This is a genomic window from Mesorhizobium sp. CNPSo 4688, from assembly GCF_057784295.1.
In genome coordinates, this window is the sequence record NZ_JBWLUY010000001.1 from 90,782 (window position 1) to 116,527 (window position 25,746).

Genomic DNA, 25,746 nt, shown 5'->3' on the forward strand with positions numbered 1-25,746 from the left:
GGAATTGCTGCTGATTTTCATAGGCTTGGCACGATCGAAGCGTGTTGCCTTGAGCAGACGGCCAACGCTACGCTGTGTCGATGACGACAGCAAAGCGAGAGATCGAAGCGGCGATCGAAGTGTTCGTGCACGGCTTCAGCACCGACAAGAGCGGCACATTTCCCTATGAGGCCAGCCGTGTCGGACCGTTGTGGCTGATGCGCGATGCCGAGCGCAAGAATCCTCGCGACTATCGCGGCGAAGAATGGGTCGTCCATGATGTCGCTGCCGAGGAAGCCGATGGGATCGTGCGGCAGCACGCGCGGTCAAGCTTTGCTGTTTCGGTCGTGATCGCCAGCGACGAACCGGATCAGCCGGTGCGAACCGCCTACAAGGCTCTCGGCTACCGGCTGCTGCGCACGGAAGGTTTCTTCGTCCAGCCATTGCGCCAGATCCCGGATGCGCCAGCCACAGTCTCGATCGAGCACGTGCAGACAGTCGAACGGGCGGCGCAGCTGGCAAAGATCGTGCGCAGGCGGCCGATCGCGGCCGATCTGCTCGGCGACAGCGCGCCGTTCCGCCAGTATGTGGCGCTCGACGGCGACGCCATCGTCGGGCGTGTGCGCAGCATAGACGCCGTCGGCGCTACCTGGTGCTCGGCCATGTATGTCGAGCCTTCGCACCGGCGTCGCGGCATCGGCCAGGCGCTGATGTCCAGAATGCTGACGGATGACCGGGCGCGTGGGTCGCGGTGCTCGATGTTGTTGGCGACGCATGCCGGAGCGCTGCTTTATCCCCGCATGGGCTATGAGCGGATTGGAACGCTGCTGATCTTCGCGCCGAAGAGCTGAACGGCGTTATGAAAGGCCGTTCGCATCACGCTGATTCATAAGGAATTTCGATCACCATGCCATCATAGGCCGGCACCACAGTGTCAGGCGTCTCGGCCATCACCGTGGCATAGTCGAGCGGCACATGCATATGCGTCAGCACGGCCTGTTTCGGGGTCAGTTTTTCAATCCAGCCGATCGCCTGACCGAGCGACAAATGGCTGGGATGGGTGTTGTGCTGCAAGGCGTCGATGACCAGCATTTCCAGGCCGCGCAGCTGCACGGCGGTGGCGTCGGGGAAGTCGCTGATATCGGGACAATAGGCCAGCCCGCCGATGCGGAAACCGAGCGAAATAATGTCGCCATGGATCTGCGGCAGCGGCTCAAGGGTGAGGGCACCGCCCTCGCCTTCAATGGTCACCGGCCTTGCATGATCAATGATGTGCGGCCTGACTATCGGCGGATAGGAACTGCCCAGTGGCGTCTCGAAGCAATAGCCGAACGCCTCGCGCAGCCTAAGCATCGTCTGCTGGTCGGCGTGGATGTCGATCAAACGGCGCTGTTCGAGCACGTAGCCGCGCAGATCGTCGATGCCGTGAATGTGGTCGGCGTGCGGATGCGTGTAGACAACGGCGTCGATGCGCTTGACCGCCGCCATCAGCATCTGCTCGCGAAAATCAGGCCCGGTATCGATGACGACGGTGGTTTTGGATCCATTTGCTGCAATTCGCTCGACGAGTGCCGCCGAGCGCGTGCGCCGGTTCTTCGGATTGGCCGGGTCGCAATTGCCCCAGTCGCCGGTGATGCGCGGCGTGCCGGGCGACGAGCCACAGCCGAGAATGGTGAGGCGCAGCCGGTCGCTCATGCGTCAGAGGCCGGCAGGCCGCGGCATCTTGCCGAACAGCCGGAAGAAATTCGCCGTCGTCAGCGTCGCGATCTCGGCCTCGTCAACGCCGATCGTCTCGGCCAGCACTTTGGCTGTGTGCGCGACATAGGCCGGCTCGTTGCGCCTGCCGCGAAACGGCACCGGCGCGAGATAGGGCGCGTCGGTTTCGACCAGCAGCCGGTCGTGCGGCACATCGGCCGCGATGGCGCGCAATTCGGCCGAGTTCTTGAAGGTCAGGATGCCCGAGAAGGAGACATAACCGCCAAGCGCCACGCCCACTTCGGCCAGCCGGCGTCCGGAGGAAAAACAGTGCAGGATGAAGGGGAAGGCGCCCTTCCCTGTTTCGTCTTCGAGTATGGCTGCCATGTCTTCATCGGCATCGCGCGAATGGATGACCAGCGGCAGGCCGGTTTCGCGCGCGGCTGATATGTGGGTGCGAAAGCCCTGCGCCTGCGCATCGCGCGGCGCCTTGTCGTAGAAATAGTCGAGCCCGGCCTCACCGATCGCCACCACTTTGGGATGCGCGGACAGGCGCACAAGCTCCTCGGCCGTCACATCCAGCTCTTCGCCGGCATTGTGCGGATGGGTGCCGACCGAGCAGTAGACTTCTTCGAAACTCTCCGCGATCTCAAGCACTTGCTGAAACCGCTTCACACGTGTCGAGATCGTCACCATGCGACCGATCCCGGCGGCCTTGGCGCGGGCGACGATGGCCGCCCGCTCCTCGGCGAAATCCGGAAAGTCGAGATGGCAATGGCTATCGACGAGCATCAGGCGCCCGCCTCCGGCTTTTCGACGTAACGTGGAAACACCCCTTCCGGCACAGGCAATGCCGTGCCGGGCACCAGCGCATAATCAGCATGGACATGCGCAAACTGGCGCACGTCGGCCGGCACCGCCAGCAGATCGAGCAGCTTGCCGGCCGACCCCGGAATGTAGGGCTGGCACAGCAACGCCACGCGCCGCACCAACTCGGCGGTCGTCCACAGCACCGTTTCCATGCGCGCAGGATCGGTCTTCTTCAACGCCCATGGCGCCTGCGAGGCGAAATAACGATCGGCCTCCGCCACCACGTTGAAGATCGCCGCCAGCGCCAGATGGATGCCTTGCTCCGCCATCGCCTTGCGGGCCGTGCCCAGCGCTTCCACCGCCTGGTCGAGGATGGCGCTGTCGGCTTCCGTGAGTTCGCCGCGTTGCGGCACCACGCCGCCGCAGTTCTTGGCGATCATCGACAGCGAGCGCTGCGCCAGATTGCCGAGGCCGTTGGCAAGATCGGCATTGGTGCGGTTGACGATCGCGTCATGGCTGTAGCTGCCGTCCTGGCCGAACGGCACCTCGCGCAGGAAGAAATAGCGCACCTGGTCGAGGCCGTAATGCTCGACCATGGTGAAGGGGTCGACGACATTACCGACCGACTTCGACATTTTCTCGCCACGGTTGAACAAGAAGCCGTGCGCGAAGACGCGCTTTGGCAGTTCGATGCCCGCCGACATCAGGAAAGCCGGCCAGTAGACGGCATGGAAGCGGACGATGTCCTTGCCGATGATGTGCGTGGCCGGCCAGTATCGCCATTGCTCGGCCTTGGTGTCGGGATAGCCGGCGGCGGTGATGTAGTTGGTCAAGGCGTCGACCCAGACATACATCACATGCTTGTCGTCGCCCGGCACCGGCACGCCCCAATTGAAGGTCGTGCGCGAGACCGAGATATCGTTGAGGCCGGACCTGACGAAGCTCGCCACCTCATTTCGGCGCTCGGCCGGGCCGATGAAATCGGGCTGGTTTTCGTACAACGCAAGCAATTTGTCCTGATAGGCGGAAAGCCGGAAGAAATAACTCTCCTCCTCGTTCCACTCGACGGGAGAGCCAAGCGGCTCGCGCCGCACACCGTCGTCGCCGAGCGTGGTTTCGCTCTCTTCGAAATAGGCTTCCTGGCGGACCGAATACCAGCCGCTGTAGCGGTCGAGATAGATGTCGCCATTGGCGGCCATCGCCTTCCAGATCGCCTGGCAGGACGCGTAGTGGCGTGGTTCCGTCGTGCGGATGTAGTCATCATTCGAGCCGCCCATCGCTTCGGTCATCGAACGGAAGATCGCTGAATTGCGGTCGGCCAGCGCCATCGGCGTGATGCCTTCCGTCTCAGCTGTCTGCTGCATCTTGAGGCCGTGTTCGTCGGTGCCGGTCAGGAAGAACACGTCCTTGCCGTCGAGCCGCTGGAAGCGGGCCAGCGAGTCGGTTGCAATGACCGTGTAGGCATGGCCGATATGCGGCTTGCCGTTCGGATAGAAAATCGGCGTCGTGATGTAGAATGTGTCGCGTGACATGAATGAACCGTCATGAATGTCCGAATTGAATGTGAGGCGGTGGATATCGCATCGAGACGGCGATTGCCATCCCGACCCGAAGCCGGATCCGGTCACATTCGCATTGCGGAATTCAGGCGGTCGATCATGGTCAAGGCGTGCTGCTTCTTGTCGAGATTGTAGGTGTCGGTCTCAGATATAGCGTTCAACGCCTCGTGCCAAGTGTCCGACAAGGTTTTCGCCCGCTTGAGGTCGCCGGCGAGCGCTGCTTCGCTGGCGCCCGCCGAGAGCAGATCCAGCGCGCGGCGGTTGAAGATGTCGAACTGGATTGCCTGGTCGCGGCCTGCGACCGCCTCGGCAAGGCGATAGGCGCCGGCGACGTCGGTCTTGCCTGCGGTCACCAGGGCGTCGAGCGTGCTTGCAATCTCAAGCCCGCCATATTGCGTCAGGAGGATCGCGTCGCGGGCGCTGCCCCCTGCCCGTTCGGCCAGTGCCGCGCGCGCCGCCGGATCGGCTGGCGGCGGCGGCTCGACAGTTTCCAGAACGCTCATCAGGCTGCCGGCATCGAGCGGAGCCAACCGCACCATCTGGCAGCGCGAGCGGATCGTCGGCAACAGGCTGCCCGGCGCATGGACGATGAGGATGAACAGCGTACGGGTCGGCGGCTCCTCGAGGTTCTTCAGCAAGGCATTGGCGGCGTTGGTGTTCATGTCGTCGGCCGGATCGACGATCACCACCCGGTAGCTGCCGTCATGCGAGGTCAGCGACAGGAAGCGGTTGACCTTGCGGATTTCATCGACGGTGACGACCGTCTTGAAGCTCTTGGTCTTGTCGTTCAGCGGTCGCGTCAGATGCAGCACGCCGGGATGCGCCCCGGTGGCGATCTGGCGAAACAACGATGAGGCCGGGTCGGGAACGGCAAATATTTCCGGCGCCGTTTCGAAGGCCGGATGCTTCAACAGATGATGCGCAAGGTGAAAGGCAAGCGTTGCCTTGCCGATGCCGACCGGTCCGGCAAGGATCAGCGCATGTGGCAGTTTTCCCGAGCGATAGGCAGCGGCGAGCATCGCGGCCGCCTGCTCATGGCCGACCAGGCGCAACGTCTCGGATGGCTCCGGCACGCCGTCCAGCGTGTCGTGCTGTTCGGGAGCAATGCGTTCGAAGATCATGCGGGCGCTGCCTGTCTGTTGCGCGTGGGCGCCCTCGCCTCAAGTGCGGCGAACACGGCCGCGGTGATGACATCCTCCACCGTATCGGGAGGCGCCGACGCGTCGATGACGATGCAGCGGTCCGGCTCGGCGGCGGCAATCGCCAGGAAGGCATCGCGGCGGCGCTGGTGGATGTCCAGCGTCTCCTTTTCGAAGCGGTCCGGACCGTCGCCGGCGCCACGCCGCGCGGTGGCGCGCCGCAGGCCCTCAGTGGGATCGATGTCGAGGATCAGCGTCATATCAGGCATCATGCCGTTGATGGCGACCTCTTCCAGCGCTTCCATGAAGGCCGGATCGAGGCCCCCGGTGACGCCCTGGTAGACGCGCGACGAATCCAGGAAACGGTCGCACAGCACGATAGAGCCGCGCTCCACCGCCGGCCGGATGACCTGCTCGACATGGTCGGAACGCGCGGCGGCGAACAGCAGCGCCTCCATCTTCGGCCCGAATGGCTCGGCGGCGCCGGACAACAGGACATGCCTGACTGCCTCGGCGCCAGGTGACCCCCCGGGTTCGCGGGTGACGAGAACATCATATTTCTTGGCGCGCATCTTCCTGGCCAGCCGCTCGATCTGCGTCGACTTGCCTGCGCCCTCGCCGCCTTCGAAGGTGATGAAAAATCCGCGCGCCAACCGAAAGGCCTTTGTCCTGTTTTGCGCTGACGTCATAGTCCGGACCTTATCAAAGGTCCACGATTCTAACGCTGCTTTAACGCAACCAGCCGACGGCCAGTTCCTTGGCGGCATCGAACGCGCGTTGCGGCAGCGTGCCGACGCCGACCGATTCGGCGGCGAACAGTGGCGTCTCCTGGCTCAGCGTGTCGCCGATCCAGACGCGCAGCGTACCGACGGGCTGGCCCTCCTCCACCGGCGCCGACACCGGCCCCTGATAGACAATCTTTGCAGTCAGTTTGTCGCGGTTGGCGATCGGCAGCAGCACGTTGATCGGCGCCTTTGCCTTCAGCGCCACGCCGGATTTGGCGCCGCCGAACACCTGGGCCTCGCCGACCACTTCATCGCTGGCGAAAATCTCGGTCTTCTCGAAGGAACGGACACCCCATTCGAGCAGCTTTCGCGCTTCCTCGGCGCGCTCGCGATCGTTCGCCAATCCGCTCATCGCAGCGATCACCCGCGTTCCATCATGGCTGACCGAGCCGACGATGCCGAAACCGCCCGCCTCGCTTGACCCGACCGCCAGCCCGTCGGCGCCGATGCCCATGGCCAGCAACGGGTTGCGGTTCCTTTGCGAGATCTTGTTCCAGGTGAAATCGGCCCGGCCAAAGTAGAGGTAGAGCTCGGGGTATTCGCGCCACAGATGCAGGCCGAGCTGCGCCAGCTCGTGCACCGTCGTCTGCTGTCCGTCGGCCGGCAGGCCGGTCGAATTGACGAATGTCGATTTCGCCAGCCCGATCTGGCGGGCGCGATCGTTCATCTGCGCGGCGAAATTCTCTTCGGAGCCCGCCATGCCCTCGGCCAGCACCATGCAGCCGTCGTTGGCGGCCTGTATGGTGACGCCCTGGATCAGGTCCTCGACCCGGACCGCCGATTTGAGCTTGGCGAACATGGTCGACGTTCCCGACGGGGCGCCGCCCTTGCGCCAGGCATTCTCCGAGACCACGAAGGTGTCGTCGAGGGTCATGCGCTTCGACTTGATGGCGTTGAAGACCATCTCCATGGTCATCAGCTTGGCCATCGAGGCCGGCGGGATGGGTTGGTCGGCATCCTTGGAAAACAGCACCGTGCCGGTTTCGGCATCGATCATGAAAGCCTGCGTGGCCTTGGTCTCAAAAAGCTGCGCGTTGGCCGGAACCAGCGCGGCGAACAAAAGGCCAAGACCCAAAAGCCCGGCAAAAGGGTGGACAAGGCGAAATCGCATGAGAGGCTCGACCCATTGGCCTGCAGGAAACGTGCCGCAAAGCTATCAGGCTTCTTCCCGGCGGATCAACCGCGCAATGGCAAAGCTTGTTGATCAGTCGCGCACAGCCAGCGCATCCGGCGCGCCATGCGACCATGCCGCGCGCAGGAGGTCGTCGACATTGCCGTGGCCATCCGGATAGACATTGACCGCGTACCAGTCATTGCCGTCGAGTTCGGTGCTCTGGATTTCGGTCCTGCCGAAGGGTTTGAGAGCTTCAGCCACCCGCTTGGCCTCGGCGGCATCGTCGAAGGAGCCGGCAGCGACATAATCGGACGTTGCCGGGGCGGCCTGTGGATTGGATTTTTTCCACGATTGCAGGATGTCGGCCGGCGACATGCCCTGATAGTCCAGCGCTGCAAAGATGTCGGCGCGCTGCACCCGTTCATCCGCGTAGGACAGCGAGGCCACGGCAAACGGTGACTCGGGCCGCTGAGGCACGATCGGCCCGAATTCGGGCAGCGTGATGTCGCCAAAAGCCGGCGCCTGCACCGACATTACGGGCTGCGCCTCGGTGCCGGAATTGGTCAGCTGGCCGGGGAACGGCACGGCGGCGGCGCCGACCGGCAGGCTTGGCGAAGGTCCGTTCATGGCAACCATGACGCCGGTCGGCAAACCATCCGACGGGTCCGGTATGCGGTTGCCAGGATGGTAGGAAGCCATCAGATACTGGTCATCGTCGCCGTCGAGCGGCGCGCGGCCGACATATTCGACCTTGACCTTGGCGGTGCCGACCTTGGCGTAGTCGAGCATCTGCGCGGCACGCTCCGAGACGTCGATGATGCGGCCCTCATGGTACGGGCCGCGGTCGTTCACGCGCACGATAACCGAGCTGCCGGTTTCGAGGTTGGTGACGCGGGCATAGCTCGGCAGCGGCATGGTCGGATGCGCCGCCGTCAGATGCGTCATGTCATAGACTTCGCCATTGGCGGTGAGACGACCGTGGAAGGCGTCGCCGTACCAGGAGGCCAGCCCGACCTTGGCGTAGCGCTTGTCTTCCTTGGGGTAATACCACTTGCCGCGCACCTGATAGGGCTTGCCCAGCTGGTCGCGACCGCCGCCGCGCCGCATATATTGGACGCGCGGGCTGGCCTTCACGCCATACTCGGTCTCGGCAAAATATTCCTTCGAGCGAGGCTTCTTGTAGACCATCGCTTTCGACTCGGACTGCGGCGACGCGCAGGCGGCCAGCAACGCAGCCGAAAGAGCGCACAAGACCAAAGCAGGAGCGCGACGAAGACGCCGATGCGTCGTGGTCTGCATGTTTTCAGATGTCCCCTACCGTATCGACACAGGCACCGTTTTTAGAATCTCGGCGGAGCCAGAGCAGCAATGCCTGCGACGCGCCAATCCCCATCCCCTTGTGCGCAGGAATTGTTTATCAGCGTATTAACCGATTGTGTCCGGAACCGGGCGAGATTGTGGCGGCGGCTGCACCGCTGCCGACGTCAGCCGTATCCGTCATTGCGGCTCGACGGAGGGGATTTCCTGCGCTGTCACATGCGACAGCCTCTGGCGCTTTACCAGGATCGGCTTCTCGTAGGTCTTTTTCATGATTTCCCCACTTGCTCCTGCATTTAGCAAGCACAGATTGGCCGGTGTTTCGGCGCATTGTCAATGTTCGGGACAGAACAAGCGGCTCACTGTCATGTTTCGGCAGATATTTGATGCCGACGATCTTGCTCTGTTGACAGGCCTTTGCAGCGCGCACTAGAGCAATGAAACGCGCATGATCTTCTTTCACTGCTGCTTCTGGCAGCTAGAACGGCGATCAGGACGAGCGCGCAAGTGATTGAAAAATCACGACGGAGGGATGGCCGAGCGGTTTAAGGCACCGGTCTTGAAAACCGGCGTGGGTGCAAGCCCACCGTGGGTTCGAATCCCACTCCCTCCGCCAACCACCTTGCCGGCGAGAGCTTCGAGCCGCGCTTGCCGAGAAAGTTCCCGCTGGCAACTTCCAAGGAGGCAAACCATGTGGATGCCACTCCGGATTAAAGAGGCTGTCGAAATTGCCAGAAACCGGCGAGCTATCAGGCGCATCGATCGCGCTTACGATGTCGAATTGGCAAAGGCCAAAACTGCAAACGACCGCGAGAATGCTGAAAACGGTCGTCACTGGGAAACTTCGCTACACGTTGACGCGATCGAGGCGATCAAAACGCGGAGGCTCCTGCGCAAAGCGAATAGCCTTGACGTTCCTTATGAATACCCGAGCGAGGCCAGCTCCATTTGGGAACGGTCGCACCAGCTGCATACCTGGCACCTGACGACGATCGGTTATTCCGAAGTTCGAAAAGCGATCCGGCTGGAGCGCAGAGACCGGCGTGAATCCGCCATTACGTGGGCTGGCGTGATCATCGGGATCATCGGCTCGCTCACCGGACTGCTGTCTGTCTGGCTGTCTGCGCGAGGGCCGTAACGCGATGCCGTTTTGTCTTGGTTCTCGCAACTCCAGCCGGAAGATTACGCCTTCAACGTCGCACTGTTGCGCGCCGTTTCTGGTTTCAATTGCCAGTCCGGGTGGACGCAGCCGGGTCGGCACTCCGGTTGATTTTTGAACCGAAATATGCTGGTTCTCCCGCCCATGAAAAAACTATTCCTTGCGGCCCTGGCGTCCCTGACGCTGGCCTGGCCCGCCTACGCGATGGACGCCGCCTTGCGCGCCGGCCTGCTGAAACTCGATCCGCAGACCCGGCTGGAACAGCGATGCGACGCAGAGGTTCTCGACCGCATCAGCCATGACGATCACAAGTACAAGGCCGACCGCGTCGTCGCCTACGCCTTCGCGACGCCGGAAATGAAAGCCGATGCCATCCGCAGCCCGGGCGCTGCCTTCCGCAGCAAGGGGCAATGGTACCGGTTGAAGTTCAAATGCGAGACGGCGCCGGACCATATGGAGGTCCTGCAATTCCGTTACCGCATCGGTGACGAGATCCCGGAAGCCGACTGGGCGAAGTACAATCTCTACGACTGAATTTTCCAAAACCAGAATTCTCTCTGGCAGAACGAGCTTTCGCTATCCCTGTGGTTTTTTGGCCTTGCCCGTAGCGTTCTCTTGACGCGCGGGAAGCATACACGTTAGGGCGTCGGCATATCCGACGACGAACACGCGGCGAACAAAAAGGGGCCTCCGGTCGATGGACATTTTTAGCGCCGCAAGCATGACAGCCCTCCTCCAGGTCATCGCCATCGATCTGGTGCTTGCCGGCGACAACGCCATCGTCATTGGCCTTGCCGCAGCCGGCCTGCCGGTCGAGCAGCGCAAGAAGGCCATCCTCATCGGCGTCTTGGCTGCAACAGTGCTACGCATCCTGTTTGCCGCCGTCACCGTCAAGCTGTTGGCAATCGTCGGCCTGCTGCTGGCCGGCGGCATCCTTTTGTTGTGGGTGTGCTGGAAGATGTGGCGCGAGCTGCGGACGTCCTATGCCGACGAGCAGGAGGCGACCGAGGCGCTGGCCGATGCCGATCTCGACGGCGACAAGACGATTGCGACCGGCAAGGCGCGCAAGACGCTCGGCCAGGCAGCGCTCCAAATCGTCGTCGCCGATGTCTCGATGTCGCTCGACAATGTGCTGGCGGTCGCCGGTGCGGCGCGCGATCATTTCCCGGTGCTGGTCATCGGCCTCGTGCTGTCGATCGCCCTGATGGGCCTCGCCGCGAGCTTCATTGCCAGGCTGCTGCACCGCTACCGCTGGATCGCCTATATCGGCCTCTTGATCATCCTCTATGTCGCGCTCGACATGGTCTATCGCGGCGTGGTCGAGGTCTGGCCGCATGTAAGTCCCGTGGTGAGCTGACGCTGCCGGTCCCATAGCGCTTTTGTAACAGTACGGCGCCTGCTTGAAGCTGCGGTCGCGTTCGCCGCAGCCGCTGCCCATACCAATGCCGCAATAAGTGTGGTACTGGGCCGCCTATCCCGAAAAACCCGGAAGTTGCTTTATGTCTGCCCCTCGCGTCAGTTTCGTCAGCCTTGGATGCCCGAAGGCCCTTGTGGATTCCGAGCGCATCATCACGCGCCTGCGCGCCGAGGGCTATGAGATCGCGCGCAAGCATGACGGCGCCGACCTCGTCGTCGTCAACACCTGCGGTTTCCTCGATTCGGCGCGCGACGAGTCGCTCAATGCCATCGGTTCGGCGCTTTCAGAGAATGGCAGGGTCATCGTCACCGGCTGCCTTGGCGCCGAGCCCGACGTGATCCGCGAAAAGCACCCCAACGTGCTCGCCATCACCGGCCCGCAGGCCTATGAGAGCGTGATGGCGGCCGTGCATGAAGCGGCACCGCCGAGCCATGACCCCTATATCGACTTGCTGCCGCCGCAGGGCGTGAAGCTGACGCCGCGCCACTACGCCTATCTCAAGATTTCGGAAGGCTGCAACAACCGCTGCACCTTCTGCATCATTCCCGCACTGCGCGGCGACCTCGTCTCACGGCCGGCGGCCGATGTGCTGCGCGAGGCCGAGAAACTGGCGAAGGCCGGCGTCAAGGAGTTGCTGGTCATCTCGCAGGATACAAGCGCCTACGGCATCGACATCAAGTACCAGACCTCGATGTTCGGCGACCGCGAAGTGCGGGCGAAATTCCTCGACCTGTCGGAGGAACTGGGCAAGCTCGGCATCTGGGTGCGCATGCACTATGTCTACCCCTACCCGCATGTCGCCGACGTCATCCCGCTGATGGCGGATGGAAAGATCCTTCCCTATCTCGACATCCCGTTCCAGCACGCCTCGCCGCAGGTCTTGAAGAACATGCGCCGGCCCGCGCATGGCGAAAAGACGCTGGAGCGCATTCGCGGCTGGCGGGAAGTGTGCCCGGACCTCGCGATACGCTCTACCTTCATCGTCGGTTTTCCCGGCGAGACCGACGAGGATTTCGAGATGCTGCTCGACTGGCTGGATGAGGCCAAGATCGACCGCGCCGGCTGTTTCAAATACGAGCCGGTCCGGGGCGCCCGCTCCAACGATCTCGGCCTCGAACAGGTGCCGCAGGAGACCAAGGAAGCGCGCTGGCATCGCTTCATGCAGCGCCAGCAGAAAATCTCGGCAACGCAGCTGGCCAAGAAGGTCGGCAAGCGCTTGCCGGTGTTGATCGACGAGGCGCATGGCACCTCGGCCAAGGGCCGCACAAAATACGACGCGCCCGAGATCGACGGTTCGGTGCACATCCAGTCGCGCCGTCCGCTGCGCCAAGGCGACATCGTCACCGTCAAGATCGACCGCGCCGATGCCTACGATCTTTACGGTTCAGCGGTTTAGAAAACCGCCAAAAGGGCGCCTCTCGGCGCCCTCGGCTTTTGGCACACCCCTGGTAAGGCGGTGTTGCGTTTTCTTCAGAGCTTGACCGATTCCATTGCAGCCAAGGACCGATCGATCGCCTGATTGAGGGTTTTGTCCAGCCGCGTGCCCGCCGAGCCAGCCGCGACCACGGACAGCCGTGCAGCAAATCCCAGATGATAGTCTACGAACCATTCGGGATGCGGCTCGGGTTCCGGAATCGGCGGCCACCACGGAGGAAGCTTCGGAATCTTCGGTCGCGTGGGGCACCAATCGTCGAGGTCGCTCATCAACGCCTTGCTATCTAGCCCGCCTCGCTCGGCGGACCAGGCGGAGCGGACGAATTCGTCCGCGATCGCGGCGCCCAGTTCGTGAGGCGGGAGCGGCTGAGGATTGAGTGCGATTTGCGCAAGTCGCCACTGTGGTCCGTGCGGGATGACGTCGTAAATGGCTGGAATGCGTTTACCGATAATGGCTAAGAGTTTTTTGCTCAATTGCATAAGACATTCTCCTGCTCAAATTAGTAACGTCGGCCGATTTCGTCAGGCCGCAAGATGAGCATGCAAGTAAAAAGCAGCTTCGTCTGTGAAGGGGGTCACGGAACCGTGTCACAGACAATTGTGTCCGGTCGGATGCTTCCGCCGCCATTTACCAAATTTCGCGATATTTGCCGCTGTTTACCCTGTTTCGTCGAGATCTGCGTTATGGTTTCCGGGCCGTAAACGCCGAGACTTCGCATGGATGCCAGACCTGCCCGACAGGATCATATCGCGACGCTAGACCTGTTGAGGCTGGCGGCGGCGTTGGCTGTGGTGTTCTTCCATTACTTCTTTCGCGGCGCGGCTGCCGAGGGCGCGCTGGCCGAGGGCTATCCGAGCGTGGCGCCGTTCGCGCTCTACGGCTATCTCGGCGTCAACCTGTTCTTCCTGATCAGCGGTTTCGTCATTGCCTGGTCGGCGGAAGGCCGCTTCTGGCAAGAGTTTGCGATCGCGCGTTTCGTGCGCCTCTACCCCGGGTACCTCCTGTGCATGACCATCACCTTCGTCATCGTCATGGCTTTTGGTGCACCGCTGTTTTCAACCTCGCTCGGTCAATATGCAGCCAATCTGTCGATGTTTGCGCCGGCGCTCGGCCAGCCATTCATGGACGGCGTCTACTGGTCGATCCTGCTTGAGCTGGTCTTCTACGGATGGGTGACGCTGGCGCTCCTCGGCGGCGTCTTCCAGAAATGGAAGCTTGGGCTGATCTTCGTCTGGTTGGCGATCTCGGCGTCGAACGAGTTCTTCATCGAAAGCCGTGCGGCAAGGCTGCTGTTCATCACCGAATTCGGTCCGTTCTTCGCCGCCGGCGTACTCCTCCACCACATCCATGCGCATGGCCGCTCCCTGGCAGCCTTGCTGCTGCTTGGTGCGGCCTTCCTTCTGTCCTGCAGCACGTTGTCCGTGACGCAGCAGTGGATGCTGAACGAATACGGCATTGCCGTTTCGCAGCCGCATCTGGTGGTTGCCAACATCGTCTTGCATTCCCTGCTGATCGGCGCGATCCTGCTGCGCAGCCATGTCGTGCCGTCCGCACTGACGCTGGCGCTGGGCGGGCTGACCTACCCGCTTTATCTCCTGCACCAGAAAATCGGCTATATCGCCATCAACGCCGTCACACCTTTTGCCGGCAAATGGGGGGCGGCCCTGGGCTGCGTCGCGCTCATGGTTCTGATGTCCTGGGCGATCTGGCAGTATTTCGAAAGGCCGGCCCAGCGCAGGGTGAAGGCCTGGATCGGCGGCGCGCTCGATACCGTGCTGGCTCGGTTTCGCGGCAGGAGCGCACAGCCCGCGAAATGAAAAAGGGCGCCAGAGGGCGCCCTTTTTGCTTTGCGTTTCCTGGGCTTACTGCGGCAGTTTGTCGTCGACGCCCTTCACATAGAAATTCATGCCGAGCAGCGTGCCGTCATCGGCGACTTCGCCGTCCTTCAGCCACGGCGTGCCATCCTGCTTGGCGACCGGTCCGGTGAAGGGGTTCCATCCCTCGGCGATCTTCTTGGTGGTTGCCTCGGCCATCGCCTTCACATCATCCGGCATGTTGGTGAAGGGTGCCAGCTTGACGGCGCCGTCCTTGATGCCCAGCCAGACATTGTCCGGCTTCCAGGTGCCGTCGAGTGCTGCCTGCACCCGGCTGATGTAGTACGGGCCCCATTCGTCCGTGAGTGAGGTCAGCTGCGCGTTCGGCGCGAACTTGATCATGTCGGAGGACTGGCCGAAGCCGTGCAGTTTACGCTCCTCGGCCACCTGCAAGGCAGCGGTGGAATCGGTGTGCTGGACGATGATGTCGGCGCCCTGGTCAAACAGCGCCTTGGCGGCGTCAGCTTCCTTGCCCGGATCGAACCAGGAGTTCACCCAGACGATCTTGGCCTTGAAGTTCGGGTTGATCGACTGAGCGCCGAGCATGAAGGAGTTGATGCCCATCACCACTTCGGGGATCGGAAAGGAAACAATGTAGCCGGCGACACCAGCCTTCGATTCCTTGGCAGCGATCTGGCCGAGCACATAGCGGCCTTCGTAGAAGCGGGCATTGTAGATGCCGAGATTGTCACCGGTCTTGTAGCCGGTGGCGTGCTCGAACATCACCTTCGGGAATTTCTTGGCGACCTTCACTTCCGGGTCCATGAAGCCGAAGGAGGTGCCGAAGATGATCTTGCAGCCCTCGCGCGCCAGACGCTCGAAAGCGCGGTCGGCGTCGGGGCCTTCCGAGACATTTTCGAGGTAAGCGGTTTCGACCTTGTCGCCGAGAGCCTTCTCCACCTCGAGGCGGCCCTGGTCGTGCTGGTAGGAATAGCCGAAATCGCCGATCGGGCCGGTGTAGACCCAGCACGCCTTGAGCTTGTCGGCGGCCTGCGCCGATACTGCCAGCGACATGGCGGCGGTCGTGGTCATAAGAGCAATAAGCAGTTTTTTCATTGTGTTACCTCTCTGAGTTTAGCCTTGGAGCTTCCCGTTTGTTTTTGTTGTCAACGATCCGGAACGAATGGCTGCCCCAAGGAAGCCGGCGTGTTCATCATCGTCAGACGCTTGTTGCGCGAGATTAGAACGAGAACCACGACGGTTGCCAGATAGGGCAGAGAAGAAAGCAGCTGCGAAGGCACCGGAATGCCAAAAGCCTGTGCATGAAGCTGACCGATCCAGACCGCGCCGAAAATGTAGGCGCCGGCCAGCACCCGCCACGGCCGCCAGGAGGCGAAGACGACCAGCGCCAGCGCGATCCAGCCGCGGCCGGCGGTCATGTTTTCCACCCATTGCGGGGTATAGACCAGCGACAGATGTCCGCCGGCAAGGCCGGCGCAGGCGCCGCCGAAGATGACGGCGAGATAACGGTAGCGGATAACCTTGATGCCAAGCGCGTGCGCCGATGTGTGGCTGTCGCCGATCGAGCGCAGCGTCAGCCCGGTGCGGGTCTTGAACAGGAACCACATGACCGCTGCCGTCAGCGCGATCGAAATGTAGAAGACAGGGTCTTGGCCGAACAGCAACCTGCCTACCACAGGAATGTCGGTCAGGACGGGAATATACAGATTGGGCAGTCTTTCGCCGGGCTGGCCGACAAAACTGGTGCCCATCATGCCGGACAGGCCGAGGCCAAGCAGCGTCAGCGACAGGCCGGTCGCCACCTGGTTGGTGGCGAGCGACAGCGTCATGACCGCAAACAGCAGCGAGAACACCGCACCCATGGCGATTGCCGCCAACAGGCCGAGCCAGGGCGATCCCGTGACATAGCCGGCGCCGAAGCCGCCGACGGCGCCCATGATCATCATGCCTTCGACGCCGAGGTTGAGCACGCCGGAGCGCTCGACCACCAGCTCGCCGATGGCCGCGATCAACAACGGCGTCGCCGCCGTGGCGATGGTCAAAAGGATGTTGACGGTGATGTCCATCAGCGGGCTTCCTTCAACTTCGGCGCAGCATCGAGTTTTGCAGCGCCCTTCGCCAGCGCCATGCCGACGAGGCGAATGCGGTAGTGGATGAGGGTGTCGCAACCGAGCACGAAGAACAAAAGCATGCCCTGGAACACCCGAGCCACCTTGTCGGAGATGCCGAGCGCACTTTGCACCGCCTCGCCGCCGAGATAGGTCAGCGCCAGCACCAGGCCGGCGGCAACGATGCCGAGCGGGTTGAGCCGGCCAAGGAAGGCGACGATGATGGCGGTGAAGCCGTAGCCGGGCGAAATCACCGGTTGCAGCTGGCCGATGGCGCCGGAGACTTCCGAGATGCCGGCAAGCCCGGCCAGCGCCCCCGACAGCAGGAAGGCGAAGAAGACCATGCGGTTGAGCCCGAAGCCGGCGAAGCGCCCTGCCCGCGGGCTGGAGCCGAGCACGCGGACCTCAAAACCCTTGAGCAGGCGGCTCATCAGCACCCAGATCAGCACGGCGGCGACAAGCGCGAAGACAAAACCCCAATTTGCGCGGCCGGCATCCGGCATCAGCTCCGGCAAAACGGCCGAGTCGTTGAACTGGATCGTCTGCGGGAAACCGTGGCCCTGCGGATCGCGCCAGGGACCGCGCACCAACCAGTCGAGGAACAGCTGGGCGACATAGACCAGCATCAGGCTGGTCAGGATCTCGTTGGTGCCGAAGCGCGTCTTCAGCAGAGCCGGGATAGCTGCATAGGCGGCGCCACCGACCATGCCGAACAACAGCATCAGCGGCAGCACGAGCGGGCCTTCGAAACCAGGAAACAACACCGGGATGGCCGAGCCCAAAATGCCGCCGAGGATGAACTGGCCTTCGGCGCCGATGTTCCAGATGTTGGCCTTGTAGCAGACCGACAGGCCGACCGCGATCAGGATCAAAGGGGCGGCCTTGATCGCCAGCTCATGCAGCTGCCAGACCTGGCTGATCGGCTCGATGAAGTAGATTTCGAATGCATTCAACGGGTTGACGCCGAGCAACGCGAACAGAATCGCGCCGGCAATCATCGTCAGGCCGAAGGCGATGAAGGGCGACAGCGCCGAAAACAGCATCGAGCGCTGCGGGCGTTTGACGAGTTCGAGGCGCATCATGCCGTCTCCAGCGTGTGTTCGGCGTGGCCGGGCTCGGCGCCGCCCATCAAAAGACCGATCTTTTCGAACGTGGCCTCGGCAATCGGCAGCGGTTTCGACAGCTCGCCATTGTGCATGACGGCGATCGCATCCGAAATCTCGAACAGCTCGTCGAGGTCCTGGCTGATGACCAGCACCGCCGAGCCGCTGCGCGCCAGTTCGATCAGCGCCTGGCGGATATGGGCGGCAGCACCGGCGTCGACGCCCCATGTCGGCTGGTTGACCACCATGACAGCCGGGCTGCGGTCGAGCTCGCGGCCGACGATGAATTTCTGCAGATTGCCGCCGGAAAGGGCCGCGGCTTCCGGATCGGGCGCGCTCTTGCGCACATCCATCGCCACGATGATGCGCTGGGCGGCAGCGTAGACCGCACCACTTTTGACTGCGCCGCCGGTGCCGACAAAAACCTTGCCGTCGGTGGCATGGCGCGACAAAAGCAGGTTTTCCGAAAGCTTCATGCGCGGCGCCGCTCCATGGCCGAGCCGTTCTTCCGGCACGAAGGCGGCACCCATCAGGCGCCGGCCGGTGATCGAGAGCGCGCCGGCGTCCTTGCCGCGAATGCGCACGGACGCGGCATCCTGCTGCAGCACCTCGCCGGAGACGGATTCGAAGAACTCGCCCTGGCCGTTGCCGGCGACGCCGGCAATGCCGATGACCTCGCCGGCACGCACGTTGAGGTTGATGTTCTTCAGCGGGATCGAGAACGGCGTCGCCGGCTTGCGGCTGAGCGCGCGGATCTCGAGTAGTGGCGCGGCGGTCTCGATGCCTTCGGCCGGCGCGCGCACCACGGCTTTCACCTCGTTGCCGACCATCATGCGGGCCAGCGACGACGCGGTTTCCTCGCGCGGGTTGCAGTGGCCGACGACCTTGCCGTGACGCAGTACGGTCGCGCGGTCGCAGATGCGTTTGACCTCTTCCAGCCGGTGCGAAATGTAGAGAATGGATTTGCCCTCCGAGCGCAGGCGCTCCAGCGTCTCGAACAATTTGTCGGCTTCCTGCGGCGTCAGCACCGAGGTCGGTTCGTCGAGAATGATGAGCTGCGGCGTCTGCAAGAGGCAGCGGATGATCTCGATGCGCTGGCGTTCGCCGACCGAGAGATCGCCGACCAGCGAGTCCGGATCGAGCGGCAGGCCGTAGCTGAAGGAAAGCGCCCTCGCCTTGGCGGCGATCGAGCTGATCGGCGAGCCGTCATCCAGCGACAGCGCGATGTTCTCGGCCGCGGTCAGCGCCTCGAACAGCGAGAAATGCTGGAACACCATGCCGATGCCGAGTTTCTTCGCCATGCCCGGGCTGGTGATGCGAACCGCCTCGCCGTTCCAGAAGATCTCGCCGGAATTGGGCTCCAGCGAACCGAACAGCATCTTGACCAGCGTCGACTTGCCGGCGCCGTTTTCGCCGAGCAGCGCGTGGATCTCGCCTTTGGCGATGTTGAGGTCGATATGATCGCACGCAGTCAACGTGCCGAATATCTTGGTCAGGCCACGAACCTCAAGCAGGTTCGCTCCATCATGATCTGCACTCACAGTGCCTCCCATCCGGTTTCCGGATATGTTCTGTGTTCCCGAAAGCATGGTATGCGCTGGCTGCTCTCGTGCGAAAGCAGCACCCACCTTGAAAGAGCTTCAAGAATTTCAGCGGAAACTCAAGGGGTAAAAATAAGCCTGCTTCGCACAACAACTGACCGACCGGTTTTCGTGCAAACAGCGCCCCGCACCTCGGCAAAGCGCTGAAAAGCTGGGCAAATTCCCGTTAGGGAACCAGAATGGTGGTTCCCGTCGTCTTGCGAGCCTCGAGATCGGCCTGCGCCCTGCCGGCATCCTTCAGGGCATAGCGCTGGTTGATCTGGATCTTGACCGCGCCGCTCAGCACCACGTCGAAGAGTGCTGCAGCCGAAACTTCGAGGTCCTCGCGCTTTGCATTGTAGACGAACAGCGTCGGCCTGGTGACGAACAGCGATCCCTTCTGCGCCAGGAGCGACATTGAAAATGGCGGGATCGGCCCCGAGGACTGGCCGAACGCGACGAACATGCCGAGCGGCCGCAAACAATCGAGCGAAGCGGGGAATGTGTCGTTGCCGACCGAATCGTAGACGACGTCGCATTTTTTCCCGCCGGTGATGGCGGCGACGCCGGCGACGAAATCCTGCTCCTTGTAGTTGATGACGTGGTCGAAGCCATGCGCCTTGGCGATCTCGATCTTGTCAGTCGAGCTTGCCGTGCCGATGACGGTCGCGCCGAGATGTTTCGCCCATTGTCCCAGGATCAGGCCGACGCCGCCGGCGGCGGCGTGGAACAGGATGGTGTCTCCCGCTTTCACCTTGAAGGTGCGACGCAGGAGATACTCCGCCGTCATACCTTTCAGCATCATGCCGGCGGCCTGCTCGTCGCTGATGCCGTCCGGCACCTTGACCACGCGGTCGGCAGCGACAACGCGCTGCTCGGCATAGGCGCCGACATTGACGGCATAGGCGATGCGATCGCCCGGCTTCAGCCAGTCGACGCCAGTGCCAACCGCCAGCACGACGCCGGCCGCTTCGCCGCCCGGGATCAGGGGGAAGCCGCCTGGCGGCGGATAAAGGCCGGTGCGATGATAGACATCGATGAAATTGAGGCCAATCGCCGTGTGCCTGACCAGGATCTGCCCTGCGCCGGGCTGCCCCGGATCGGCATCCTCATAGGTCAGGACTTCCGGACCGCCATGGGCGTGGATACGGATCGCTTTGGACATTTTCGGGCTTTCCTGCGGGTCAGGTTTTCTTGCTGTCAGTCGCTTTTGTTGGCGGCTTGGCGCCGAGCTTTGGGAAGAACTGCATGATACCGCCGATGCAGGCGAGGTAAAGTCCGGTGACGGTAATGCCGACCTTGGTGAAGATACTGACCTGTTCGCCCAGAACACCGATCTGGTCGTAGAAGGCGGCAAGGGCTGCCTGCGCCAGCGCCAGCGCGCCGAAAGCGCACCACAGTAGCGTCATGCCGAGATTGATGGGCCGCAGCCGCACCACCCGCACCGGATGGATGAAATTGATCGGCACGAAGGTCAGGATGCCGGCCGCCACGACGACGCCAAAGGACACCCATTGCCCTGGCTCGATGACGAACAGCGTGAACACCACCATGTTCCAGACTACCGGAAACCCTTTGAAGAAGTTCTCCTTCGTCTTCATGCCGGTGTCGGCATAATAGATGGCGCTGGACACGACGATGATGGCCGCCGACAGGAACGACAGTTTTTCACCCATGAAGCCGCGTTGGTAGAGCGCGAAGGCGGGGATCAGCACGTAGGTGACATAGTCGATGATGTTGTCGAGGAGTTCGCCCGACCAGGTCGGCAGGATCTCCTTGACCTCGAGCTTTCGCGCGATCGGCCCGTCAATGCCGTCGACGAACAGCGCCAGGCCCAGCCACCAGAACATTGCCGTCCAGCGTTCCTCGCTCGCCGCCACCAGCGACAGGAAGGCCAGGAACGAGCCCGATGCGGTCAACAGATGCACCGAGAATGCCCGCGCCTGCGGCCAGGTTACCTTCTTCTTCGGCCTCGGAATCCGATCGGCGATCTTTTTGGCGGCGTTCCTGGCGGTTGTGTTCTTGCTCACGGGCCCCGCCAATCCAGTCTGCAGATTTCGGCCGAACGGCCGGCAAAGTTCCAGTTGCGGCCGAAGGCCCGCATCTTGCTCTTGTCGGACCTGGCCACGATGATCTCCGGCGCGATCCAGTATTCCGAGTTGCTGATCACGGTATCCTTCTCGCGATCCTTGCCGGGAATCGGTGTCACCGCCCCGTCGATGATCTTCGGTATCTGGAAAATACGCGTCTTGTCACGCGTCTCGTAGGTGATCGGCACCTGCTCGACGCCGAGGAACTTGCCGACGAGGATGGACAGCAACGACGTGGTTCCACCCGCCTTGCCGGTGAAGATCTTGGTCAAAGCCTTCACCGCGTAGACCGAGGCGCGCTTGTCGATGAACAGGCCCGCGGTCCAGTTGCCGCGGCTCATATAGCCCGGGATTTCCATGACCAGTCCGAGATTGAGGCCGGACAGGTCGACTTCGCCGAAATGACCGGCATCGATGCGGAACCCTGCCCATGTCTGGCAATAGCCCTCGGTCGGCGGATGGCTGCCAAGCGACAGCACGCAAGGGCAAAAAACCGTGCAATTGCAGGAGAGTACGAGCTCTCCTTTCATTGCCCAGCCTTGCTCTGCCATTGAATTTTCCCCCGTCATGCCGAGACTACTAGCAGGGCGACTGACCAGACAAGCAGTATCGCACCGGCCACCCGGGTAGGAACCCTGCCGGCGGTCTGTTTTTCGATCAAAGTGAACAGGCCGATCAGCGCCATCCAGAACACGTTCATGGTGCCGACGGCAAACATCACCAGCATCAGCGCCCAGCAACAGCCGAGGCACCACAGGCCCTGCTCCAGCCCGAGCCGGAAAATGCGACTGGGCTCAGCGCTCCAGTTGGAAAACAGGATCGAGAACGGGTTCCGGCATTTTGTCAGGCAGGCCTGCTTGAGGCTGCTGAACTGGTAGAGGCCGGCCACCAGCAAAGCGGCAGCAGCGGCAATGCCGCTCACCGGATCGAGCAATCGTCCGGACGAGGCGAATGTATGGACGATCAACGTCAGCACCGCAAAGCCGGCCGAGGCGACCAGCCATGTGCAGAGGTATCCTGTCGCCAGGATGAGCGGATGCGCCACCGGTTCGCCTTTGATGCGGGCGGTATCGGCGATTTCGCAATAGGTACGGATCATCGGCGCTGCCGACGGCAGCATCGCCGCCACGGCCATCAGGAACCACATGGCGATCAGTGCCAGAAATTGTGCGCCGCTGCCGGCATCGAGCGGTGCGGGCGTCAGGCACAGGCCGAAGAAGCGGTCGAGAAAATCCGGCAGCGGCAGCTGCGGCAGATAGCGCAACACCACATCACCCGGTGCGCCGGCGCCGGGAAGCCGGCCTTCGGCGCCGCGGATCGCCATGGCGCCGAGAATGAACCATGCGAGCAGAATGCCGCCGCCGATGGCGATGTTGACCGTCAGCCGGGGATGGCGGGCAAGGCCTGCCGTGGCGCGGCCGGCGCGGTCGAGATGGCTGAAATCGTCCTGCTGGCCGGTCATGGCAATCGAATGAGCCTAATCGCCGCGTTGATCAAGCCGCATGGTCTGACCTATATCCATGGACAGACAGGATGGACCTGCATCGCAAACTGGAAGTCCAATTTGGATCATCGCGAGACAGCACGGATACTGGTTGCCGGCAGCGGCCCTGCAGGGCTGATCGCGGCGCTCGGTTTTGCCGAGGCGGGATTTCCCGTGACTCTCATCGGACCCGAGGCGGGCGGCCCCGATGGCCGGACGACGGCGCTGATGAACCCTGCCCTCAAGACCCTCGATCGTCTGGGCGTGCTTGCCGAATTGACGCCGAAGGCAGCACCTCTGAAGGTGATGCGCATCGTCGATGCTACAAGCCGGCTGATCCGCAGCCCGGTGGTCACCTTTCGCGCCACGGAGATCGGCGAGGAGCAGTTCGGGCTCAACCTGCCCAACGCCGTGCTCAACCCGGCATTGGCCAGGGCCGTCGCCGCGCATCCCGGTATCGAATGGCTGAAGTCGATGGTCGAGAGCTGGCGTCTCGATGCCGATGAGGCGCATGCCGTCCTGGCGGATGGAAGCGAAGTGTCCGCTTCGCTGGCGGTTGCCGCCGATGGGCGCTTGTCACCGGCGCGCGAGGCGGCGGGCATAGCGGCCTCGGTGCGGTCCTATCCGCAGGCGGCGCTGGTGCTGAATTTCGGCCATCGCAGCGAACACGGCTTCACCTCGACAGAATTCCACACCGAGACCGGGCCGTTCACCCAGGTGCCATTGCCCGGCAACCGCTCCAGCCTTGTCTGGGTGGTGAAACCGGAAACGGCAAAGGACCTTGCCGCGCTCGATGACGTGACACTTTCCGAACGTGTCGAACAGCAGATGCAGTCGATGCTGGGCCGAGTGTCGGTCGAGCCCGGCCGGCAGATCTACCCGCTGTCGGCGGCGTCGCCCGGGCGTTTCGCCCAGAACCGTGTGGCGCTGGTCGGCGAAGCCGCGCATGTGTTTCCGCCGATTGGCGCCCAAGGCCTCAACCTCGGTATCAGGGACATCGACGATCTGATTGGAATCGCTGGTGAAAATCGCAGCGATCCTGGCGCTGCAAGGGCCCTCGCAGCCTATGATTCCAGGCGCCGTCCCGACATTCTGGCGCGCAGCGGGGCAGTCAACCTGCTCAACATGTCGCTGCTGTCGGACATGCTGCCGGCGCAGATGGCGCGCAGCGCCGGGCTCAATGTGCTCGGCAGTTTCGCGCCGCTGCGCGCCTTCTTCATGCGCGAGGGCTTGAGGCCGGGCAGCGGTTTTGCAGCACTTACTGGCCTAGGGAAACAGGTCCGGCGGTAATATGCCGTGCCGGATCATGTAGAGCAGCCCGGTCAGACATTTTTGCCCTGGCCCGAAAATCCTGGACCGGGCTAGCCCGCAGCTTCACAAGGCGTCAAGCGCTTCGGCATTGAACTGACACACCGTCTGCGCCAGATAGGGTCGGATACCAGCCCTAAAGTCGGGCTCGATTTTTGCTGACGGCGTGTGTAAATTCAAAGCCTTAGAGCGCGTGCCGTGCATTCCAAGGGACGCCGGGCGCTTCAGGGCTTAGTGGTGAGTATGATGAAAACAGCCAAATTCTCGATCGGACAGGTAGTTCGCCACCGGCTGTTTCCATTTCGCGGCATCATTTTCGATGTCGATCCGCAATTTGCTAACACCGACGAATGGTACGAGGCGATCCCGGCCGATGTGCGGCCGCGCAAGGACCAGCCGTTCTATCATCTGCTCGCCGAGAATTCGGAAACCGAATACATCGCCTATGTGTCCGAACAGAACCTGCTTGAGGACCAGTCGGGCGAGCCGGTTCGCCATCCGCAGATCGGCGAGATGTTCGACAAGCGGCCAGACGGACGCTACGAGCCGAAACGCCAGTCCCGGCATTGACCTCAAGACGCTGCGACCATGGCGGCGTCTCCGATTGATTTGCGAGCATAGTCCAGATCCATAGTGCCAGGCTTTCGTTGCCGAAGGTTTGCAACAAATCCGACAGAGCAGCCACGTATCGACCTATATTCGCATGATGCCCAATTTGTAGAGGCGATGATAGAGAACCTGCTTCTTCATATAGCTGGCCATCGCTGCATTGATATCTCCCCATCGGGACACGGAGCCGTGACTGCGTAGGAGTAGGCGGTCCTGCTCTTCTCGCCCGACGTCGTGCATGGCAAACGTCTTTTGACTGGGATGAACGCGAAAGCAGCCGAGGAAGCGTGGAAGCCGCTTGAAACGGAATCCTGCCGCCTGCGCCCGCAGGATGAAATCCCAATCCATCGCATACTGAAACGTTGTGTCGAATGCACCGAGTCTTTCCCAAACGCTGCGGCGCCAGAACATGGTCTCCTGGGGGATGTAGTCGACCCATTTGATGACCTCGCTGTCGTGCGGCGGCAGGACCACGCGTGCGGTATCCCTACCCGCTTCGTCGATCACGATTCGATTGCCATAGACGAAATCGACCTTGGGATACTTCTCGAACGCGTGTGCCACATAATGCAGTGTTCCGGGCAACAGGACGTCGTCGCTGTTGAGATAGGCCATGATGTCGCCGGATACGACCGCAAAGCCCTTGTTGATGGCGTCTGTCTGCCCGCCGTCCGCGGCGCTGTTCCAGGCAATCCGTTGTCCGTAGGACTCGAGTACCTCGCGTGTCCCGTCTTGCGAGCCGCCATCTTGAACGATGTATTCGAGATTGGGATAGTTCTGGGAGAGGACGCTATCGATCGTAGCTCGCAGAAAATGCGCATGCCGGTAGGACGGCGTGACAATGGCAATCCGAAGCACGCCGGTGTTAGGCGTTGGAACGCTGTAGTTGGGTGGGGGCTGCAAATTCCGTGGCTGGTACTGATGAAAATCGAAAACCTTCGGCTGAAATTTATATCGCCAGCTGTTGCGCCGACGCAGGTAATAGTCACCCTCCAGCGTCTGGATTCGCCGCGTGAGTGACGAAATCTCTTTCACCAGATCAGCGATTGTGACTTCCTGCCCGCCGTCCATCACTTGGTTCCTCAACAATTGCGCTGCCACACGTCACACAACATGTGGTCCGTTTCAATAGCGCCCAGTGCTACAATTGGTCTGCTACAAGTTTCCTGCGGCATGGACGACGGCTATGTTGCAAACTCTGGATTTGGCCGTGAAGGTGCG

At 62.2% G+C, this 25,746-nt stretch carries 26 protein-coding genes and 1 tRNA gene; 9 read left to right on the top strand and 18 right to left on the bottom strand.

Features of this window, described 5'->3' with window-relative positions:
• Positions 1–80 precede the first annotated feature (80 nt).
• The gene (locus AC04SH_RS00540) at positions 81–830 is read left to right on the top strand and encodes a GNAT family N-acetyltransferase (protein ID WP_488573532.1); all 750 of its coding nucleotides are present in this window, start codon (positions 81–83) and stop codon (positions 828–830) included.
• Positions 831–855: 25 nt separating this feature from the next.
• Here AC04SH_RS00540 and AC04SH_RS00545 read toward each other — a convergent pair whose 3' ends face one another.
• From AC04SH_RS00545 to AC04SH_RS00580, 8 genes are all read right to left on the bottom strand, one after another.
• A complete protein-coding gene (locus AC04SH_RS00545; protein WP_488573533.1) occupies positions 856–1,674 on the bottom strand; it encodes an MBL fold metallo-hydrolase in 819 nt (272 codons plus the stop codon).
• A 3-nt stretch (positions 1,675–1,677) separates the two neighbouring features.
• Positions 1,678–2,466 (bottom strand): TatD family hydrolase, encoded by a 789-nt coding sequence (locus AC04SH_RS00550; protein WP_488573534.1) that lies wholly within the window; start codon positions 2,464–2,466, stop codon positions 1,678–1,680.
• On the bottom strand, positions 2,466–4,016 hold the full coding sequence (metG, locus tag AC04SH_RS00555; RefSeq protein WP_488573535.1) for a methionine--tRNA ligase: 1,551 nt from the start codon (positions 4,014–4,016) through the stop codon (positions 2,466–2,468). The genes AC04SH_RS00550 and metG overlap by 1 nt, the downstream gene beginning before the upstream one ends.
• Positions 4,017–4,108: 92 nt before the next feature.
• Entirely contained in the window at positions 4,109–5,164 is a 1,056-nt protein-coding gene (locus AC04SH_RS00560; protein WP_488573536.1) for a DNA polymerase III subunit delta', read from the bottom strand.
• A complete protein-coding gene (gene tmk, locus AC04SH_RS00565) occupies positions 5,161–5,835 on the bottom strand; it encodes a dTMP kinase (RefSeq protein ID WP_192254122.1) in 675 nt (224 codons plus the stop codon). The genes AC04SH_RS00560 and tmk overlap by 4 nt, the downstream gene beginning before the upstream one ends.
• A 76-nt stretch (positions 5,836–5,911) precedes the next feature.
• Positions 5,912–7,078, bottom strand: coding sequence for a D-alanyl-D-alanine carboxypeptidase family protein (locus AC04SH_RS00570; protein WP_488573537.1), 1,167 nt, complete (start codon positions 7,076–7,078; stop codon positions 5,912–5,914).
• Between the two features lie 93 nt (positions 7,079–7,171).
• On the bottom strand, positions 7,172–8,380 hold the full coding sequence (locus AC04SH_RS00575) for a septal ring lytic transglycosylase RlpA family protein (RefSeq protein WP_488573538.1): 1,209 nt from the start codon (positions 8,378–8,380) through the stop codon (positions 7,172–7,174).
• A gap of 198 nt (positions 8,381–8,578) precedes the next feature.
• Entirely contained in the window at positions 8,579–8,671 is a 93-nt protein-coding gene (locus AC04SH_RS00580) for a putative RiPP precursor (RefSeq protein WP_477238047.1), read from the bottom strand.
• Positions 8,672–8,924: 253 nt separating this feature from the next.
• On the opposite strand from AC04SH_RS00580, the gene AC04SH_RS00585 reads away from it, so the two are divergent.
• The 5 genes from AC04SH_RS00585 to rimO all read left to right on the top strand — a co-directional run bounded on the left by AC04SH_RS00585 (position 8,925) and on the right by rimO (position 12,370).
• Positions 8,925–9,014, top strand: a tRNA-Ser gene (locus AC04SH_RS00585).
• A gap of 75 nt (positions 9,015–9,089) precedes the next feature.
• Entirely contained in the window at positions 9,090–9,536 is a 447-nt protein-coding gene (locus tag AC04SH_RS00590) for a hypothetical protein (protein ID WP_488573539.1), read from the top strand.
• 147 nt (positions 9,537–9,683) lie between these two features.
• Positions 9,684–10,091, top strand: a complete 408-nt coding sequence (locus AC04SH_RS00595) for a DUF930 domain-containing protein (protein WP_488573540.1) — start codon at positions 9,684–9,686, stop codon at positions 10,089–10,091.
• A 163-nt stretch (positions 10,092–10,254) separates the two neighbouring features.
• The gene (locus tag AC04SH_RS00600) at positions 10,255–10,914 is read left to right on the top strand and encodes a TerC family protein (protein WP_488573541.1); all 660 of its coding nucleotides are present in this window, start codon (positions 10,255–10,257) and stop codon (positions 10,912–10,914) included.
• A gap of 142 nt (positions 10,915–11,056) precedes the next feature.
• Entirely contained in the window at positions 11,057–12,370 is a 1,314-nt protein-coding gene (rimO, locus tag AC04SH_RS00605) for a 30S ribosomal protein S12 methylthiotransferase RimO (RefSeq protein WP_488573542.1), read from the top strand.
• Between the two features lie 74 nt (positions 12,371–12,444).
• Here rimO and AC04SH_RS00610 read toward each other — a convergent pair whose 3' ends face one another.
• A complete protein-coding gene (locus AC04SH_RS00610; protein ID WP_477232521.1) occupies positions 12,445–12,888 on the bottom strand; it encodes a hypothetical protein in 444 nt (147 codons plus the stop codon).
• Positions 12,889–13,125: 237 nt separating this feature from the next.
• On the opposite strand from AC04SH_RS00610, the gene AC04SH_RS00615 reads away from it, so the two are divergent.
• Positions 13,126–14,226, top strand: a complete 1,101-nt coding sequence (locus tag AC04SH_RS00615; RefSeq protein WP_488573543.1) for an acyltransferase family protein — start codon at positions 13,126–13,128, stop codon at positions 14,224–14,226.
• Between the two features lie 45 nt (positions 14,227–14,271).
• On the opposite strand, the gene AC04SH_RS00620 is transcribed toward AC04SH_RS00615, so the two are convergent.
• From AC04SH_RS00620 to AC04SH_RS00655, 8 genes are all read right to left on the bottom strand, one after another.
• On the bottom strand, positions 14,272–15,339 hold the full coding sequence (locus AC04SH_RS00620) for a BMP family ABC transporter substrate-binding protein (RefSeq protein WP_488573544.1): 1,068 nt from the start codon (positions 15,337–15,339) through the stop codon (positions 14,272–14,274).
• A gap of 50 nt (positions 15,340–15,389) precedes the next feature.
• The gene (locus tag AC04SH_RS00625) at positions 15,390–16,310 is read right to left on the bottom strand and encodes an ABC transporter permease (protein ID WP_488573545.1); all 921 of its coding nucleotides are present in this window, start codon (positions 16,308–16,310) and stop codon (positions 15,390–15,392) included.
• On the bottom strand, positions 16,310–17,434 hold the full coding sequence (locus AC04SH_RS00630) for an ABC transporter permease (protein WP_488573546.1): 1,125 nt from the start codon (positions 17,432–17,434) through the stop codon (positions 16,310–16,312). Before AC04SH_RS00630 ends, AC04SH_RS00625 begins: the two co-directional genes overlap by 1 nt.
• The gene (locus AC04SH_RS00635; RefSeq protein ID WP_488573547.1) at positions 17,431–19,008 is read right to left on the bottom strand and encodes an ABC transporter ATP-binding protein; all 1,578 of its coding nucleotides are present in this window, start codon (positions 19,006–19,008) and stop codon (positions 17,431–17,433) included. The genes AC04SH_RS00630 and AC04SH_RS00635 overlap by 4 nt, the downstream gene beginning before the upstream one ends.
• A 214-nt stretch (positions 19,009–19,222) precedes the next feature.
• Positions 19,223–20,200 (bottom strand): quinone oxidoreductase family protein, encoded by a 978-nt coding sequence (locus AC04SH_RS00640; protein ID WP_488573548.1) that lies wholly within the window; start codon positions 20,198–20,200, stop codon positions 19,223–19,225.
• Between the two features lie 19 nt (positions 20,201–20,219).
• A complete protein-coding gene (gene pcsA, locus AC04SH_RS00645) occupies positions 20,220–21,065 on the bottom strand; it encodes a phosphatidylcholine synthase (protein ID WP_477232528.1) in 846 nt (281 codons plus the stop codon).
• Entirely contained in the window at positions 21,062–21,676 is a 615-nt protein-coding gene (locus AC04SH_RS00650; protein WP_477232529.1) for a DUF1326 domain-containing protein, read from the bottom strand. Before AC04SH_RS00650 ends, pcsA begins: the two co-directional genes overlap by 4 nt.
• 14 nt (positions 21,677–21,690) lie before the next feature.
• Positions 21,691–22,587, bottom strand: coding sequence for a DUF2182 domain-containing protein (locus tag AC04SH_RS00655; RefSeq protein ID WP_477232530.1), 897 nt, complete (start codon positions 22,585–22,587; stop codon positions 21,691–21,693).
• A gap of 102 nt (positions 22,588–22,689) precedes the next feature.
• On the opposite strand from AC04SH_RS00655, the gene AC04SH_RS00660 reads away from it, so the two are divergent.
• Together AC04SH_RS00660 and hspQ are read left to right on the top strand one after the other, a co-directional pair.
• Positions 22,690–23,898, top strand: a complete 1,209-nt coding sequence (locus AC04SH_RS00660; protein ID WP_488573884.1) for a UbiH/UbiF family hydroxylase — start codon at positions 22,690–22,692, stop codon at positions 23,896–23,898.
• Positions 23,899–24,162: 264 nt separating this feature from the next.
• Positions 24,163–24,486: a heat shock protein HspQ gene (gene hspQ, locus AC04SH_RS00665; protein WP_023668971.1), complete on the top strand. Its 324-nt coding sequence runs from the start codon at positions 24,163–24,165 to the stop codon at positions 24,484–24,486.
• Between the two features lie 123 nt (positions 24,487–24,609).
• Here the strand turns inward: hspQ and AC04SH_RS00670 are convergent, their stop codons facing one another.
• Positions 24,610–25,596, bottom strand: coding sequence for a glycosyltransferase family 2 protein (locus AC04SH_RS00670; protein WP_488573549.1), 987 nt, complete (start codon positions 25,594–25,596; stop codon positions 24,610–24,612).
• Positions 25,597–25,746 lie beyond the last annotated feature (150 nt).